Origin of the sequence: Magnetospirillum gryphiswaldense MSR-1 v2 (assembly GCF_000513295.1) — a bacterium.
GTDB classification, from domain to species: domain Bacteria; phylum Pseudomonadota; class Alphaproteobacteria; order Rhodospirillales; family Magnetospirillaceae; genus Magnetospirillum; species Magnetospirillum gryphiswaldense.
The window spans coordinates 3,869,748-3,885,152 of record NC_023065.1 but is presented as its reverse complement, the minus strand read 5'-3'; the positions used below and the strand labels follow the sequence as shown (position 1 = coordinate 3,885,152).

Here is a 15,405-nt window from a genome sequence, read left to right as displayed (position 1 = left end):
CGCCGATGTCCCATTTGTTTTGACGACGGACAGCCAAGCACTACACGCTGTACTCTCCCCGGCATCAGGCCGCAGCAAATTTGAAAGCCGTCCTCGATAAGGTGGACATCGCCGCCATCATGGGGCATGGCTCCCTCGAAACGGCGTCCTCCCACTATGGCAGGCGTACAGCCGGGCGTGCCCGGCTGCTTCCCAATTTGCCCACGATCATCGCCAGCCCCAGCGAGACTAGTGTCGCTGCGGTCCACGCCTGGGCGGACCGTCAACCCCGGGCCGAATGCGGACGGGAAAGCCGGGCACCCGTCGCCTCGCCACCGCTTTTAAAACATCCCACGGCAACCGCCGCCGCACATCGTGCTGGACGGCTGCCCCGGCCGGAGAACGAACCCGCTGCGCGGGATGGATGTTCTTTGTTGATGCGCCTGTCAGGTTCGGATAGTTGCGCCATGGTTGAGTGTGGGCCGGCATAGTCCGAGCATTTTGGCTCCTTCACTGGATTTGAGGAGCCATGCCATGACCATTCTCATTCCCCCCTCCGCCCCGGTCAGCCCATTGCGTCAGCGGTTGATCGAGGACATGACCATGCGCCGGTTCTCACGCGAGACGCAGCGCAACTATATCCGTGACGTCGGGCGCTTCGCCGCATTCCTGGGGCGCTCGCCCGACACGGCCACGGCGGAGGATATTCGCCAGTTCCAGTTGGAGCAGCGTGAGTCCGGCGTGCCGGTGCCGACGATGAACAGCATCGTTTCGGCACTGCGGTTCTTCTTTACTCATACGATCGACCGGCCCGAACTGGCGCGCAAGCTGATGCGGATCTCCCATCCACGCCAGTTGCCGATGGTGCTGAGCCGGGAAGAGGTCGCCCGCCTGTTGAATGCGACGACGTGCCTCAAGCACCAGGCGGCCTTGTCGGTCGCCTATGGCGCGGGTCTGCGCGTCGCCGAGGTCTCCGCGCTCAAAGTCCGCGATATCGACAGCGAACGCATGCTGATAAGGGTCGAACGCGGCAAAGGCGGCCGGTCTCGCAACGCGATGCTGTCGCCTGATCTGCTCACTTTGTTGCGCCAGTGGTGGACGTTCGGACGTCAGCAGGGCGTCATGCATCGCGATGGCTGGTTGTTCCCTGGCCAGCACGCGATGAAGCCGATCAGCACCCGGCAACTGCATCGTGTTGTGGTCGAGGCGGCCCAGGCGGCGGAGATCACCAAGCGGGTCGGCCCGCACACGCTCCGCCACAGCTTCGCCACCCATCTGTTGGAAGACGGAGTCGACATCCGGATCATCCAGGTCCTGCTCGGCCACAGCAAGCTGGAGAACACCGCCCTCTACACCAAGGTGGCGACGCGGACGGTGCGCACCGTGGTCAGCCCGCTCGACAGGCTGGCTCTGTTCAAGGCCGAAGAGATCGAGCCCAACGGCTAAGCCGTTGCGGGCCTCGCTCGAGGTCGCCGATATCTTCCGAGTTGCCGGACCGGCCTACCGGGCTGCCCATGCCGGCCATCTGAGCCTGCATCAGCTCAAGGTCATGTCGGCGATCGAGCATTGCCGTACCGCCGCGCTGGGTGGTCACGTCGAAGCCTGCAAGGAGTGCGGGCATTGGCGGATCGCCTATAACAGCTGCCGCAATCGACATTGCCCCAAATGTCAGGGAGCCGCCGCGCGGACAAGCGTTTCGGGGGACAACAGGGCGAGACGGTGCCGGCCCATATGGTGCCGGTGGTGGTGGCCGAGGACATGGCGGCCTCCGGGCGGAAGGAAGCCTCTTCTTCTGCCGGCGTGGTGGAGATCGATCTGGCTGGTGGCTACCGTGTCCGTGTCGGCGATGGTGTCGGTGCCCAGCTGCTGTGCCGGGTCTTGGACGTGCTGGAGCGGCGATGATCCCGGTTCCGACGGGCGTCCGGGTCTGGCTGGCGGTCGGGCGGACGGACATGCGGCGCGGCATGAACGGCTTGGCGCTGCAGGTGCAGGAGGCGCTCGGCCGCGATCCCCACGCCGGTGACCTGTTCGTTTTCCGGGGTGCTCGGGGGGATCTGATCAAGGTCCTTTGGCACGACGGCCTGGGCATGTCGCTGTACGCCAAGCGCCTGGAGAAGGGGCGGTTCATCTGGCCCTCTCCGGCTGACGGCGTGGTGGCGATCTCGTCGGCCCAACTGGCCTACATGCTCGACGGGATCGACTGGCGCAACCCGCGCCACACCTTCCGCCCGCGAAGTGCCGGATAGGGCGGAAACCCACATTTTTAGCGAGTCAGCGGCCGGGTTTTATGATTCCATTGGGGCATGGAAATCGGCCGCGAGACCCCGACAGACGACATCGACGCCCTGAGGGCGGAGCTGGCGGTCGCGCGCGCCAGGGCCGCCGAGGACCAGGCGCTGATCGCGCACCAGAAGCTGCAGATCGAGAAACTGAAGCGCGAACTCTACGGCCCCCAGGCGGAACGCTCGGCCCGCCTGATCGACCAGATGGAGCTGGCGTTCGAGGAACTGGCGGCGGCGGCCACCGAGGACGAGATCACCGCCGAGAAGGCCGCGGCGCGCACCACCAACGTGGCGGCCTTCACCCGCAACCGGCCTGCCCGCAAGCCGTTTCCCGAGCATTTGCCGCGCGAGCGGGTGGTCGAGCCGGCTCCGTCGGCCTGCTCCTGCTGCGGCGGTGACCGTCTGCGCAAGATCGGCGAGGACGTCACCGAGACCCTGGAGGTGATCCCGCGCCAGTGGAAGGTCATCCAGCGGGTCCGCGAGAAGTTCAGCTGCCGGGACTGCGAGAAGATCAGCCAGGCGCCGGCGCCCTTCCATGTGACCCCGCGCGGCTGGGCCGGCCCCAGCCTGCTGGCCATGATCCTGTTCGAGAAGTTCGGGCAGCACCAGCCGCTGAACCGCCAGGCCGAGCGCTATGCCAAGGAGGGTGTGCCGCTCAGCCTGTCCACGCTGGCCGACCAGGTGGGCGCCGGCTGCGCCGCCCTGGAGCCGTTGATCCGGCGCATCGAGGCCCATGTGTTTGCCGCCGCGCGTCTGCATGGCGACGACACCACGGTGCCCGTCCTGGCGAAGGGCAAGACCGACACCGGCCGATGTTGGGTCTATGTCCGCGACGACCGCCCCTTCGGCGGACCGGCACCACCGGCGGCCATGTTCTACTATTCGCGCGACCGGAGAGGTGAACACCCCCAGGCCCATCTCGCTGGGTATGCCGGGCTGCTCCAGGCGGACGCCTATGGGGGCTATGGCGCACTCTACCTGCCCGACCGAAAACCCGGGCCAATCCTGGAGGCCGCCTGCTGGGCGCATGCGAGGCGTCCGTTCTTCGCCCTAGCCGACCTGGCGGCCAATGCCCGCCGCAAGGCCGAGGGCCGGGCTGCCTCGGTGATCTCGCCCCTGGCGCTGGAGGCGGTCCGGCGCATCGACGCCCTGTTCGAGATCGAGCGCGCCATCAGCGGCCAGGACGCCGACCGGCGGCGGGCGATCCGCCAGGAGCTCAGCGCCCCCCTGGTCGCCGACCTGGAACGATGGCTGACGGAGAAGCGCGCCGGTCTGTCGCGAGGCAACGATCTTGCCAAGGCCATGGACTACATGCTGAAACGCTGGCCCGCCTTCACCCGCTTCCTCGACGACGGCCGCGTCTGCATGACCAACAATTCCGCCGAACGCGCCCTTCGTGGCATCGCGCTCGGCCGGAAGTCCTGGCTCTTCGCCGGGTCCGACCGCGGTGGACAGCGTGCCGCCTCCATGTACAGCCTCATCGTCACAGCCAAGATGAACGACATCGATCCGCAAGCCTGGCTGGCCGATGTCCTTGCACGGATCGCGGGTCACCCCGCCAGCCGCATCGACGAACTCCTGCCCTGGAACTGGCGGAACGCCAACCCGGCCTCCGCCGTCGCCGCCTGACGCCGCCCCCCCCCTGCGTCCTTCACCGGATGGATACGAATAAAAAACGACGCCCCATCATACCCTGGAGCGCCGTAACCTTAACAACCTTCAGACCGGTCGCGATTAATCTGGTTCGTATCCGGCCAGACGCCGTCGCGCCATTCTGAGCGCTTGTCGTTCGGCGGCGGTCGTGGGACCGCCGTCACCATCCAACAAGCCGGTCATCCGGTCGAAAGCCTGTAGCTCTTTAGGGGGCATCTTCATCCGTGTCCGGTCAATGTGCGTGACCAGATCCCGATAGACCATATAGCGTTCAGGATCCTTCTCCCCCGGAAACGTCGATAGAACATCGGGCTCGACGCCATCGATCCGACCACGCTTCTTGATCAGTCGGACGGCATGACGCGCAGCCCGAAACGCAGCTATGTGCCGCATGTCGCGTATGTCGGCGTTCTCGGGTTCTTGCTCCAACGAGAACAAGACATCCGAAACGATTTCGTCTTCCATCTGATTGCCGGCACGATGGCTTGCCAGAACCTTAGCCGCAGTCCGACGAACCGCCTGCTCGAGCCGAATGAAATCGGCAGGCTTGGTGGGAAGAACCCAGCAAAGGCAACGGGACAGCTTAAGGCGGTTGAGAGACAACCCTTGATGGCCTCTGGCCACACCGCGCAACGCAAGAATATCCACGCCCCCCTCCTTGGTAGAAAAATTACCGGCTTCAACTCACATGAGCCGGGAAACATTCCAGATTTCCAAAGCGGTCATAATGTGGATATTTACATGCGCACCTCTTCGACAATGAAAAAATCAGGGGAAAAACTATGCCATGGGAAAGATTAATTTTTTATTAACGGAGCCCCGAGCCGAGCCGCGCCATCACAGGTCGCGGTACAATCGACAGACTTGTGACGGTCATCCTTCCGGGCAATAATTCATACCTGCCCATAAGACAGCCAAACCTGGACCGCCATGACCTCGCAGATCGTGATCTTGAACAAACAAGCCGCCGTCGCAGCCAGCGATAGCGCAGCCACAATCTTTCGCAGTGATGGCTTGGCAAAGGTCTTCGCCGGCACCCAAAAGATTTTTCCTCTGGGGGATTGGCCGGCCTTGGTCATGATCTCTGGCTCAGCGGAATGTGATGGCGTCCCGTGGCGCACGCTTATTGACGACTTCCGAAAAAACAGTGGCTGCGACCGCCTCCCAACCACCATGGAAGCGTTGGCGCAGGAACTCGTCAATTACTTAGAACAGGCAGGCCGTCATTTTTCCGATGAGCGCATGGAACCAAGGCTCGAGTTGGAAGTCGAACGCGTGATACAGCGTTTTGCCAATGAATTGTGGGATCGTCACCAGCGCCAAGCCTTGCGCCAAGCCGGTCGCGAAAACTTAAATCCAGCGGGTGACTTCCTTGAGGGATTTTGGCCCGCGCTGAAACAAACCTTGGAACAAGCCCCCGCCCCGTTCGGCAATTGCGAATCCCTGCTCCCCAGCCTGGCGCCAAAGGTCGCGAGGATTCTGGAAAGCCTCAGCGATCACTACGCCGCCACAGAGCACACTGACCCGCTTTTGATCGACGTAGTGATGACTGCTTTCCGCAAGTTGTCACCATCGCACCGTCATCAGGCTGCTGAAACGGTCGCCCAGCGACTGATCCGCCCCATGCGCATGAACGATTCCACCATTGTGATTTGCGGCTTCGGCCATGACGAGATTTTTCCCTCGCTGGCCCGCCTGTCTTTATGGGGCCGCCTGGGGGGCATTCTGCGCCGACACCAGGACATGCTTGCGATCAGCGATTCTTTGCCGGTCGTCGTGGTGCCCCTGGCCCACAGCGCCGCCTCGGAAACCATGCTCTATGGCTCAGACCCCGAAGTCAGTCAGGTCACCCGGGATCTTCTGGCTGCCACCCTGGCCGATTTCGGCACCAAGATCATGACCAAGGCGCAACACGCCTTCAGCGCATCGTCGGCGACCATGGAGCACTTCCAGCAAGCCATCGAGGATTTGATCGCCCAAGAAGGGGCCCAGTTCCTGCAGATGTTTCAGAAAGTGCAACACCACCGCTTCGAGGAAATGGCCGACGTCTTCGCCTTCATGGGCGAGGAAGAACTGGCCCGTATTGCTCGTCACATGATTTACGCCAATTCCTGGCAAGTCCGCCTGAGCGAGGGGGTGGAAAGCGTCGGCGGAACCGTGGTAGCGGCCATCGTTGACCGGGCGACTGGCGTGCGTTTGGTGGATTGACCTCCTGCGGCAACAGCGACGTGCAGTCACCCCTCCTTACGATTGGCAGACCACTGCGCCACCGTTTGCACACGACCACGCAACGGTTTGAACGAATTAATCCTGAACCGCGACAGCGGTTTCGGCACTGCGAAAAAGGGGTTGTCGCCATAACGTCCGCAAAAGGCTGGGTCCGCTAGATAATTGAGTTTTTCGCGATCAACGGGTCGTCACCGGACACCGCAAGAATCATTTCATCGGGTTCCACACCAAGCCGCCTGACCGCCTATCGGAGCGGAACTGTCAGGTGATTACCGTCTCTGTACACTTTTGAGGCCGGACTTAAGGCGGAGCATTGTGTGCCTCAATATGGAATATCGTCGTCGGACATGGGCTCAGCCGGATTCTCAGGTTCAGACTTAGCAATCTTGTCCTTCAATTTTTTCCAGCAAGTGGCTATCGTTATATTTATGTATTCTTCAGTATATTTCCTATAAATCATCTTGGGGCTCTGGGTAGCATCATCGGGATGCGACACGGGTTTGTTATTTCCTTCCAGCCTGTCGATTTCGCCTGAATGATTGATGTAAATAAAATTTGGTTTACGTCTAATTTCCTCGGCCGCTTCTTTCATTTGTTTCGAAAATAAACAATCGACATTCATAGAGTCAACTAAACGATCTACATCAACCCGATCCAATCGGGTGCCAGTGGGTCGACTATTAAAGTAGTCTCTGATGAGTTTTTCATTAGAAAAAAACAATATTATGTCAGTTACGATTGATGCGCCAACATTGGCTCCCTTTTTTGCGGACAGTGGAGTAAGCAAGGATCCTGAAATAAAAATATCAAATCCATATAGCGCAACATCCGATGATTGATTTGCGACATCATCAAGATAGTCGTCATATTTTGAAATGAGAACTTTATATTTTTTATCAATATCATTCATTGTTATTTTTTCAAGCCTGGAAATTTCTTCTTCCAATTGAGTTAAACCCCAGCCTTCTTTTAATTCATCAATTCTGGAGGTTATGAAGGCATCAGCTTCGTCATCTTCAATTTCATCACCGACTTCGTGCCCATGTTCTGATAAAAACGAATCAAACTCATCCTTAGTGTATTTTAGCAATTTGTTAACAATTTCATTATCTGTATAGTCGCCATCTACATAGGTGTCCACTGAACAGAGGTATTTCTTAAAGCTATCTTTAAAAGATTCATGTTGAATGGAAAAATGATCGACAAATTCACGAATCGATTTCGTCAGTTCATTTATTTTATTAGACTCATCATAGATACGACGACATTCAGCCAATTTAGAGATCAACATTTCAAGGCCCAAACCAGGATATTCATATCCGTAAGACTGGCCAGAGCTAGCGAGCGAATTCTTCAATGCATCCATATAGGGGGGGGCGCAACTCCGCAACGCATGATCCTCGAGTTGCAGGAATTTGCACAGGTTATTAATGTCTGTAGATACAGCGTTATTACGAATAGCTTTAACTCTTCCCTTAAAGGCATTGTCACACTCATCAACAGTATTACTTCCATTCGCATGGCGTCCAAATTTAAACAAAATTTCGATGTGGAACATATCTTTCTGCCCTTTAACCACTTCCGGCGCGATAGATTGCTCCTGTAATTTGCCCCGCAGATAGTCGAAAATCGGCGTCAAGGATATGGCTCGAAGATTTTTTATTAAAGTGGATCGTATTTCAGCGATCTTTTGGTCATCCATGGTGCTGATATTGTCGCCTGACGTTTGAATTTTTTGATAATCGGTCCGGAGCTTGGCGTGACCTATAATAGCCAACTGGTCCAAACAATTGACAACCTCAACCGCCATCGCCCTGAATTCTCGGCACTGCTCCTCAGCTGCCTCGCGCAAATCAACCATCGCCTGACGGCGGGAAAGCTGCACTGATCGCACAGACAGGAAGATCGCCACAATAGATGCCGCCAAACTGGTTGGTATTGTAAAAGCGCCGACCCAATACTGAGCCAGAACCTCGGACGGATTGTCGAGCTTCGCCAGCGAGACGCCAGGAAGATCGCCAGAACCAGAGAAAAAATAATGAGAGTAAATAAATACACTAAAAGATACTATTAAAATAAAAACTGACGTAAAAGTAAGGTAAATCCCGTCAATGCTTCGTAAGGTTTCCGCAAAATATGTCCCTTTCAACATTTTCATCATAGTCACATCCCTTTGTAAAAAAGGCTCACCGGTCAAGCGCTGCAGAATAATTATCAATACGCACTTGCAATATTGATCACCCCTCCCTGCGCCCCGCCGACCACTCAGCCACAGTTTGCGAACGACCACGCAACGGCTTGGATAGGCTGAGTTTAGGTCGTGATGGTGGGTTCGGCGCCGTGAAAAAGGGATTGTCGCCATAACGCCCGCGAAAGGCCGGGTCGGTCAGGTAATTAGGCTTTTGCGCGATCACCGGGTCATCACCGGACACCGCCAGAATCATTTCGTCAGATTCCAAAGCCATCACTTCACCGGGCGTGAAATTGCCGACGACGTGGGCGATATCGTCTGCGAACATCATGCTGTTAGGGCCGAAAAACTGCATCACCCGACAATTATTAAGGATCGAACGCCAATCCATGGGGTAAAGCAACTTCAGTTGCGACAAATCCTGCCAGAAAGACCACGTCTGAACGCCATAGCCGCGCAACAGAGTGATGGCGGTACGCAAATCGTCCAATGGACCCAATTGGGCGGCCTCATCCAACATGAACAATGTTCGATTCGCCGGCAATGTCCGCCGCAGCGACAGGGTCTTGATCAACGTGGCGATCCACATGCGCAACAAAGGCGCATGACTGGTCAGATTTGCCGAAGGCACGGCGATGTAGATGGTCTGATTCTTGCCGTCCAACACATCCTGCAGGTTGACCCGCGACGAAGAGATCGCCGAAACCACACCATCGCCCTTGGCCCAGGCCAAGGCCTGGTTCAGGGTGACCAAGACACTGAGCAACGTCTTGTCAGCCATCTTGGTGGCGAATGTCCCCAAGTCGCGAGCATCCTTGTTTCCAGAGGCCAACAAGGACTTGATCGCCATCGGCAATTCCTCCGCCTCTGTGTCCGGCTGGGCAAACACGGCATAAAGCCGCAATTCTTCCAAGATTGCGTCGATCTGGGCGACACCGTGTGTCAAAGCCCGCAGTTTTTCATGGTCGAACGGTAAGTGATTCGGGACCTGACCATCAGCCAAATAGCCTGCAACCAATTCAGTAATTTGGGCGTCAGTCAGTTGCTGTGCGTTGGGCACCCCTCGCACCCCACAAGTCTGCAAAAGCTGCGACATTTCGTCAAAAATAGTAGGAGTGTGCTGAGCCGATAGACGTTCATTTGGCTCACCTTGCGCAAAACACAGCATATCCCGACGAATGGCCGCCAAATCGCCCCCTTCGTGCCGCGTCGCATAATGCAGAATCAAACCCGTCAACACCGTTCGCGCAGCCAACTCCCAGAACGGATCTTTCTGGGACATAACCGGGGTGACCAGGGACGCCAACAATTCAGCGCCATCCATCGCTTGCATGCCATCAAGATCGAGCAGGGTAAGCGGATTGAGCGACGAACGATGGGGGGAATCAGGGAACATCCCCAACGGGTCGAGCAAATGGATTTCGCTGCCCAACGCCTCGCGCTGGCGGTGGGTTACCGCGTAATTCTCGCCCTTGGGATCGATGACGATGACGCTGCCCTGGAACCGCAGCAAGGTGGGGATGATACAACTGACCCCCTTGCCGGCGCCAGTCGGCGCCACTGTGATCAGATGCCCCCCATCGTTGAACATGTACGGATCAAGATAGCGATCATCGGCCACAGCCTCGGGCGGACCGAAACTGAACCCCATGGGAGTAGTCCGATGCTCATGCTCCAAACTGTAGCCAACCAAAATGCCGTCTTCCGGGAGGGTTTCTGGCGCGTTTTTCATTCAATCCTCCACTGGCGGCTAAGGTCCACATGAGCTCGCAATTCAAGGGACAGGTCTGACACTGGCGGCGGGAAAGTCACCGCCACAACTTGCAGGCCCATGCGGCGGACATGCTTTAGGGCCGGCACGAAGTCGGTGTCGGCGGTGACCATGATGATGCGGTCGACAGATCGGTTGGCCGCCAGTGCGGCAATATCCAAGCCGATGCGCATGTCGACGCCCTTTTGTTCGAAATCCGGGCGGAAATCATCGTCGTCACGGGGCAAGTGGTCGGCCAGCTCGGCCTTGGGCCTCCAGCCGCGAAACTTGAGGACACCAAGGCGCACCGCAAAATAATCGCGCGCCGCTAAGTTGCGAAGCTGCCCATCATTTCCCGGATAGTTTCGCACTTTCCGAGACACAGGAAGCGTCAAATCGCCGTTATACATGGGGCAATCGTAATAAAAAATACGCTGCAGGTCTTCCTGATCCGATAGAACACAGGAATGAGCGAATTCTTCAATAAAATCGTTATCATATGAAATATTCAGATTTTTAGCCGCCACCCGCAGGTGACCGGCATCAATCATCACACAAACTTTTTTCATTCCGCACCGCCGCACATATAAGTCATCAGATCCCAAAAACGAAAAGGTATCTTATGATTCATCATATGCAAAAGACGTAGAGCAACTTAGCTCCTTTCGCTGTGCGGCCCCAACCTGCCCCACGCTGTAGGGGGGCTCAGATTATCCCGCGCAAGGTGATGCTACCCTTGGTTCATGACCGATGCAACCATGGGCATCTGGCAGAACTATTGGTCAATCCCTGTGAAATCGCAGTTTTTTGCCGGCTCGCCGCTAGCATCATTTTCATTATTTTAAAAAATCTCACAAAAGCTGTCCTCCGCTCTCCCTCCTGAATGTGATCGCAAGCAGGGCTTGGAGGAGCGACGACATGAACGACAAGGTTTCGTCCGTCCCCGGATTATTTTTGGGCAGCAGATTGCCGCCCTTGACCGCCCCCATGGGATTTGGCAGGCATCACCATTGCCACGACGAGAGAGGTGGCGACATCGTCTATACCTCGGACGCGCCCCTCGTCACCATTGCCCCCACCGGTTCCGGCAAAACCACCGGGGCCGTGATTCCGTCCCTGCTGACATGGCCAGGCCCAGCGGTGGTGGTTGACCCCAAGGGCGAGGTCTGCGCGGTGACTGCGGCCGCACGCCGTCGCATGGGCCAGAAAGTCCTGCGGATCGACCCGTTCGGTATCGCGGATGCCGCGGAGGCCCAATGTGCGTCACTCAACCCCTTGGACTTGATCGACGACTCTCCGAACGCCACCGACGAGGCCGTGGCCCTCAGCCAATCTCTGACCCCTGCATCCATTTCCAGCGATCCATTCTGGGATATATCGGCCCGGCAAATCATGACCGGCGCCTTGTTGTGGGTTGCCCTGCACGCCCCGCCACACCTGAAAAGCATCGACACGGTGCAGCGACTGTTCGCCCAAGGAAACGAAGGCTTGGCGGCGTTTCTGGGGGCTATGAAAATCGAACGCAAGTTCGACGGCCGCATCGCCGAATCGGCAAACCAATTGCTGTCACTGCCCGACAAGACATTCGGTTCCGTGTTGTCATCCATTCGCGCCGCACTGAATTTCCTGTCATCTCCCGGTACGCGAGCCGGCATTTCTTCAGGCAACGCCGTTGATCTGGCCGACCTGACCGGTGGTGCCCCGATGACGCTGTATTTGGTTTTGCCGCCTGACAAACTGGACAGCCACAGCAAATTGCTGCGGGTCTGGATGACGACGATCATTCGCACCCTAGCCATGCGTAAACACCGACCGCCCATGCCGACCTTGCTGATGGTGGACGAAGCCGCCCAATTGGGACCGCTGGACGAATTGCGTGTGGCCATTACCTTGCTGCGTGGGCAAGGGGTGCAGGTGTGGACCCATTGGCAATCCCTCGCACAGATACAGCATCTTTATCCTGATTGGCGGACCCTGATCGAAAATGCCGGCATCATCCAGGCCTTTGGGGCGGCGACAGCAATGTCGGCTGCCGCCATTCAGTCAGTGACCGGATACGAGGGCGAAATCCTGGGGTTACGACACGATGAACAGATCTTGTCCATGGCGGGCCTTCCCGCCATTCGCGCTCGTCGCCCCAATTATCTGACCGATCTGCGCTACCAAGGACAGTTTCGCCCCAATCCGTTGTTCGCACCGCAGATCGGGTGATCGGTAAGGCTGACGAGGGCTGGTCGCACGAAGTGTTCAATCACCACAGGGGCTTAGAATGGGCTTTCCCTTTGAAGATGAAATGAACCAGATCGAAAGCTTGGTAGCAGCCGATGAGCCCCTTAAGTTCCTTACCCCTGATAGGGCGGCGAACAGGGCCTTTTTGTTCCTTAAATACGGCACGGTTCGTTCTGAACGGTTCTTCTGCCTGCTAAGCGAAGACGCCTTGGACAGCTATGGAATGGGCCAATGGCCGGACCCTTTTGATGACGACGCATTAACCTTGCCCAGACAACAAGACAGCGACTCGCCGGTTGTCGCCGTCGCCACAGCCCATATTCAGTGGATCCCACAAGACTATTGTGCCGATGACGTAACCACACAATTGCGCAGCACAATCGACACCTGCGGACAAGCTTACTTCGAACTGCTGATGAATGACGAATTACGCCGGACCATTCTGATTTGCACCCCTGCGTCTAGAATGACCTGCTTTGATCGTCTGAGCGGCGACCTGTTTGACCTGACCTACTCACTGAAATCCGAGCCACAGCGGCAGGCTTATCGCCACGCCTTGGCACAGGACAATCTGCAAAAGGCAATGTTCGACATGGCACCCTTAGTGGCTGAAGCCATTGGCTCAATTATGGAAACGATGACGTCCAAACAGCCTGATGCTTCAGAGGCAAGACATAAGGCACATAGCGTCTTCGCCACCCTGGAAGGATGATCCCCCATGGAATCGTTTCGTCCCCGGAAACCGCAACAAAGACCATTCCGTGGCCAATGGCTCAGCCACCTATGGCGCACCCTTCAACATCATCCAGTCTTGTGCAGGTCTTTCCAACAAACGTTCCATTCCTATTCAGATCCCCACACGCGCGTCGATTTCAACATCGGCTGGAGCGTCATCATCCGGCGTATGCTGAATGCGTTGGATGCCCTGCCGGAACAACCATCTATACTGACGATAGACGACATCGATGGGCAATTGGTGGTCACAACCTCTCATCCTGAAATCACCGGACCGGTAATCTCCAGAGTCCGGGCCGAGAGTCTTCGCACGTGCCATTCCTGCGGCAGGCCAGGGCTTCTGTTCAATGGCATGGTGCTCTGCACGGCCCATCCTGCCGCAATCTTGGCCGGCACTGACTATATCGAGATGGGCGGTTGTTCATTCGCTACAGACATGTATGACAACAACACCCTGCCAAAAGTTGACTGGCTGATTCTACCTCCAGCCAACCAAGGGACAGCCCCCTGTATCATTCCCGCAGGATCAGATAGCGCCCATCCCATCGAGGACAGTCATTTCCTGAATGCTCTGCTCAGACCGGGTGAAATCATTTACGCCGTCTCACCAGTGGATTTTCACCATTGGTTGCGGCTCATCGGCGCCGAGACCACAATCGGCATAGCTTTCGACATTCGCGAATGGATAATGCACAGCTCGACATTAAGCCACGTTCCACGAGTAGCTCTCGAAGAGACGCTATCATTTTTACAAAATGCTCCAGAGCCTGAGATCAGGTCATCCTTGCTGTCAATCTTGAGTCGACATTTCCCATCCGAACAGCCGACAAACACCCAATGGGCGCGTCTCATGGATGTTGGGGATTGGGAAGAGGCGTAATGACCTTTGACCTGAGACCGAAGTTTCCTCCGGTTATGGGTGGAGACCCGAGTGGTTTTGATGCCCGAAGCGGGCGGTGATTGCAAGCAGGGCTGGGGCATGCCCCAGCCCTGCTTGCGTCGCGGCCTTGGTGGCGGCTTCGGCGGGGGTAAGGCCGCCGAGACCGGAATGGGGCCGCGCGTGGTTGTAGTTGTCCTTCCAATCGGCGAGGACGCGGCGGGCATGGGCCAGTGACGAGAACAGCGTCTCATTGAGGCATTCGTCGCGGAGCCTGCCGTTGAAGCTCTCGACGAAGCCGTTCTGCATGGGCTTGCCCGGGGCGATGTAATGCCATTCCACTTGGTGATCCTGGCTCCAGCGCAGCATGGCCATGCTGGTGAATTCGGTGCCGTTGTCGCTGACGATCATCAGCGGCCTGCCGCGCTTGGCGAGTAAACCATCCAGTTCGCGGGCGACACGGGCACCGGACAGCGAGGTGTCGGCCACCAGCGCCAGGCACTCGCGGGTGAAATCGTCGACCACGGTTAGGATGCGAAAACGCCGCCCGTCGCTGAAGGCATCGGCGACGAAGTCCAGCGACCAGCGTTGATTCGGTCCCTGCGTGATCGTCATCGGTGCCCGCGTGCCCAAAGCACGCTTGCGCCCGCCCCGCCGCCGGACCTGGAGCTTCTCTTCTGCATACAATCGACGCAGCTTCTTCTGGTTCATGGCATGGCCCTCCCGGGCCAGCAGGAGATGGAGGCGGCGATAGCCGAAGCGTCGCCGCTGCCGCGACAACTCGCGCAGCCGCTCCCGGAATTCGGTGTCATCGGGGCGCCGGGAGCGATACCGGATCGTCGACCGATCCGCCCCCAACACAAGGCACGCCCGCCGCTCGCTCACGCCGTGATCGGCACGGACATGAGCAACGGCAGACCGCAAAGAGGCGGGCGTCACCATTTTTTGAGGCGACATCCTTCAGGATGGCGTTGTCGAGCATGGCCTCGGCCAGCAGCTTCTTCAGCCGGGCGTTCTCCTCCTCCAGCGCCTTCAGCCGCTTGGCCTCCGACACTTCCAGGCCGCCGTACTTGGCCTTCCACTTGTAGAAGGTGGCGCTCGAAATCCCATGCTTGCGGCACACATCCGCCGTCGCATGACCGGCCTCCTGCTCCTTCAGGATGCCGATGATCTGTTCTTCCGTGAACCGGCTGCGCTTCATGAGTCCGTCTCCGTAGATGGCGGGCTCTACCCAAATTTGGACGAATTTTCTGGTCTCAGGTTGTCTGACGTCAGCGCCCGTGGGACAAAATCGGGTCTTTGCGTAACGGAGGATTTCTGGCTCATCGTAGTGACCGAAGGGAACGAAGATGAGACAGAAATCCTCCGTTACGCTAGCAGCACAGCGCCGGTATTCGAAGCGTCATCATGGCATGGCGCATGCTGTTCCTTGAGGCGGGTACCAAGCGGATATTCGAGGGGGGCTGTTTCTCGAAGATAA

General features: G+C 57.6%; 13 protein-coding genes and 1 pseudogene. 9 read left to right on the top strand and 5 right to left on the bottom strand.

Going from position 1 to position 15,405, the window contains the following annotated elements; genetic code table 11:
* Positions 1–513 precede the first annotated feature (513 nt).
* The 5 genes and pseudogenes from MGMSRV2_RS18590 to tnpC all read left to right on the top strand — a co-directional run bounded on the left by MGMSRV2_RS18590 (position 514) and on the right by tnpC (position 3,890).
* The gene (locus tag MGMSRV2_RS18590; RefSeq protein WP_024078893.1) at positions 514–1,425 is read left to right on the top strand and encodes a tyrosine-type recombinase/integrase; all 912 of its coding nucleotides are present in this window, start codon (positions 514–516) and stop codon (positions 1,423–1,425) included.
* 4 nt (positions 1,426–1,429) lie between these two features.
* Positions 1,430–1,651, top strand: a pseudogene (locus MGMSRV2_RS18585) (transposase zinc-binding domain-containing protein); the annotation flags it as partial.
* Entirely contained in the window at positions 1,645–1,881 is a 237-nt protein-coding gene (locus MGMSRV2_RS21575) for a hypothetical protein (RefSeq protein ID WP_024081921.1), read from the top strand. The pseudogene MGMSRV2_RS18585 and the gene MGMSRV2_RS21575, both read left to right, overlap by 7 nt.
* Positions 1,878–2,225 (top strand): IS66 family insertion sequence element accessory protein TnpB, encoded by a 348-nt coding sequence (tnpB, locus tag MGMSRV2_RS18580; RefSeq protein ID WP_024078582.1) that lies wholly within the window; start codon positions 1,878–1,880, stop codon positions 2,223–2,225. The genes MGMSRV2_RS21575 and tnpB overlap by 4 nt, the downstream gene beginning before the upstream one ends.
* A gap of 57 nt (positions 2,226–2,282) precedes the next feature.
* A complete protein-coding gene (tnpC, locus tag MGMSRV2_RS18575; RefSeq protein ID WP_024079059.1) occupies positions 2,283–3,890 on the top strand; it encodes an IS66 family transposase in 1,608 nt (535 codons plus the stop codon).
* A gap of 105 nt (positions 3,891–3,995) precedes the next feature.
* Here tnpC and MGMSRV2_RS18570 read toward each other — a convergent pair whose 3' ends face one another.
* Positions 3,996–4,562: a hypothetical protein gene (locus MGMSRV2_RS18570; protein ID WP_024081920.1), complete on the bottom strand. Its 567-nt coding sequence runs from the start codon at positions 4,560–4,562 to the stop codon at positions 3,996–3,998.
* 282 nt (positions 4,563–4,844) lie between these two features.
* On the opposite strand from MGMSRV2_RS18570, the gene MGMSRV2_RS18565 reads away from it, so the two are divergent.
* Positions 4,845–6,122, top strand: a complete 1,278-nt coding sequence (locus MGMSRV2_RS18565) for a hypothetical protein (protein WP_024081919.1) — start codon at positions 4,845–4,847, stop codon at positions 6,120–6,122.
* 343 nt (positions 6,123–6,465) lie between these two features.
* Here the strand turns inward: MGMSRV2_RS18565 and MGMSRV2_RS18560 are convergent, their stop codons facing one another.
* The 3 genes from MGMSRV2_RS18560 to MGMSRV2_RS18550 all read right to left on the bottom strand — a co-directional run bounded on the left by MGMSRV2_RS18560 (position 6,466) and on the right by MGMSRV2_RS18550 (position 10,653).
* Positions 6,466–8,304, bottom strand: coding sequence for a hypothetical protein (locus MGMSRV2_RS18560; RefSeq protein ID WP_041633791.1), 1,839 nt, complete (start codon positions 8,302–8,304; stop codon positions 6,466–6,468).
* A gap of 76 nt (positions 8,305–8,380) precedes the next feature.
* Complete coding sequence (locus tag MGMSRV2_RS18555; RefSeq protein ID WP_024081917.1) at positions 8,381–10,066, bottom strand: type IV secretory system conjugative DNA transfer family protein; 1,686 nt, start codon at positions 10,064–10,066, stop codon at positions 8,381–8,383.
* Positions 10,063–10,653, bottom strand: coding sequence for an NYN domain-containing protein (locus tag MGMSRV2_RS18550; RefSeq protein WP_024081916.1), 591 nt, complete (start codon positions 10,651–10,653; stop codon positions 10,063–10,065). The genes MGMSRV2_RS18555 and MGMSRV2_RS18550 overlap by 4 nt, the downstream gene beginning before the upstream one ends.
* 406 nt (positions 10,654–11,059) lie before the next feature.
* On the opposite strand from MGMSRV2_RS18550, the gene MGMSRV2_RS18545 reads away from it, so the two are divergent.
* The 3 genes from MGMSRV2_RS18545 (at position 11,060) to MGMSRV2_RS21240 (ending at position 13,928) form a co-directional block, all read left to right on the top strand.
* Complete coding sequence (locus MGMSRV2_RS18545; RefSeq protein WP_158497788.1) at positions 11,060–12,295, top strand: type IV secretory system conjugative DNA transfer family protein; 1,236 nt, start codon at positions 11,060–11,062, stop codon at positions 12,293–12,295.
* Positions 12,296–12,377: 82 nt separating this feature from the next.
* Positions 12,378–13,025: a hypothetical protein gene (locus MGMSRV2_RS18540; protein WP_041633785.1), complete on the top strand. Its 648-nt coding sequence runs from the start codon at positions 12,378–12,380 to the stop codon at positions 13,023–13,025.
* 6 nt (positions 13,026–13,031) lie between these two features.
* Positions 13,032–13,928 (top strand): hypothetical protein, encoded by an 897-nt coding sequence (locus MGMSRV2_RS21240; protein WP_024081913.1) that lies wholly within the window; start codon positions 13,032–13,034, stop codon positions 13,926–13,928.
* 33 nt (positions 13,929–13,961) lie between these two features.
* Here MGMSRV2_RS21240 and MGMSRV2_RS18525 read toward each other — a convergent pair.
* Positions 13,962–15,126 (bottom strand): IS3 family transposase gene (locus tag MGMSRV2_RS18525; protein WP_144084343.1). Its coding sequence is split into 2 segments (ribosomal slippage): positions 13,962–14,871 and positions 14,870–15,126, totalling 1,167 coding nucleotides; the frame shifts between segments, so codons are not numbered across the junction.
* Positions 15,127–15,405 lie beyond the last annotated feature (279 nt).

Bases quoted from the DNA above. Each gene is read 5' to 3' on its own strand.
- MGMSRV2_RS18590 (WP_024078893.1), top strand. From the start codon at position 514: ATGACCATTCTCATTCCCCCCTCCGCCCCGGTCAGCCCATTGCGTCAG.
- MGMSRV2_RS21575 (WP_024081921.1), top strand. From the start codon at position 1,645: ATGTCAGGGAGCCGCCGCGCGGACAAGCGTTTCGGGGGACAACAGGGC.
- tnpB (WP_024078582.1), top strand. From the start codon at position 1,878: ATGATCCCGGTTCCGACGGGCGTCCGGGTCTGGCTGGCGGTCGGGCGG.
- tnpC (WP_024079059.1), top strand. From the start codon at position 2,283: ATGGAAATCGGCCGCGAGACCCCGACAGACGACATCGACGCCCTGAGG.
- MGMSRV2_RS18565 (WP_024081919.1), top strand. From the start codon at position 4,845: ATGACCTCGCAGATCGTGATCTTGAACAAACAAGCCGCCGTCGCAGCC.
- MGMSRV2_RS18560 (WP_041633791.1), bottom strand. From the start codon at position 8,304: ATGATGAAAATGTTGAAAGGGACATATTTTGCGGAAACCTTACGAAGC.
- MGMSRV2_RS18555 (WP_024081917.1), bottom strand. From the start codon at position 10,066: ATGAAAAACGCGCCAGAAACCCTCCCGGAAGACGGCATTTTGGTTGGC.
- MGMSRV2_RS18550 (WP_024081916.1), bottom strand. From the start codon at position 10,653: ATGAAAAAAGTTTGTGTGATGATTGATGCCGGTCACCTGCGGGTGGCG.
- MGMSRV2_RS18540 (WP_041633785.1), top strand. From the start codon at position 12,378: ATGAACCAGATCGAAAGCTTGGTAGCAGCCGATGAGCCCCTTAAGTTC.
- MGMSRV2_RS21240 (WP_024081913.1), top strand. From the start codon at position 13,032: ATGGAATCGTTTCGTCCCCGGAAACCGCAACAAAGACCATTCCGTGGC.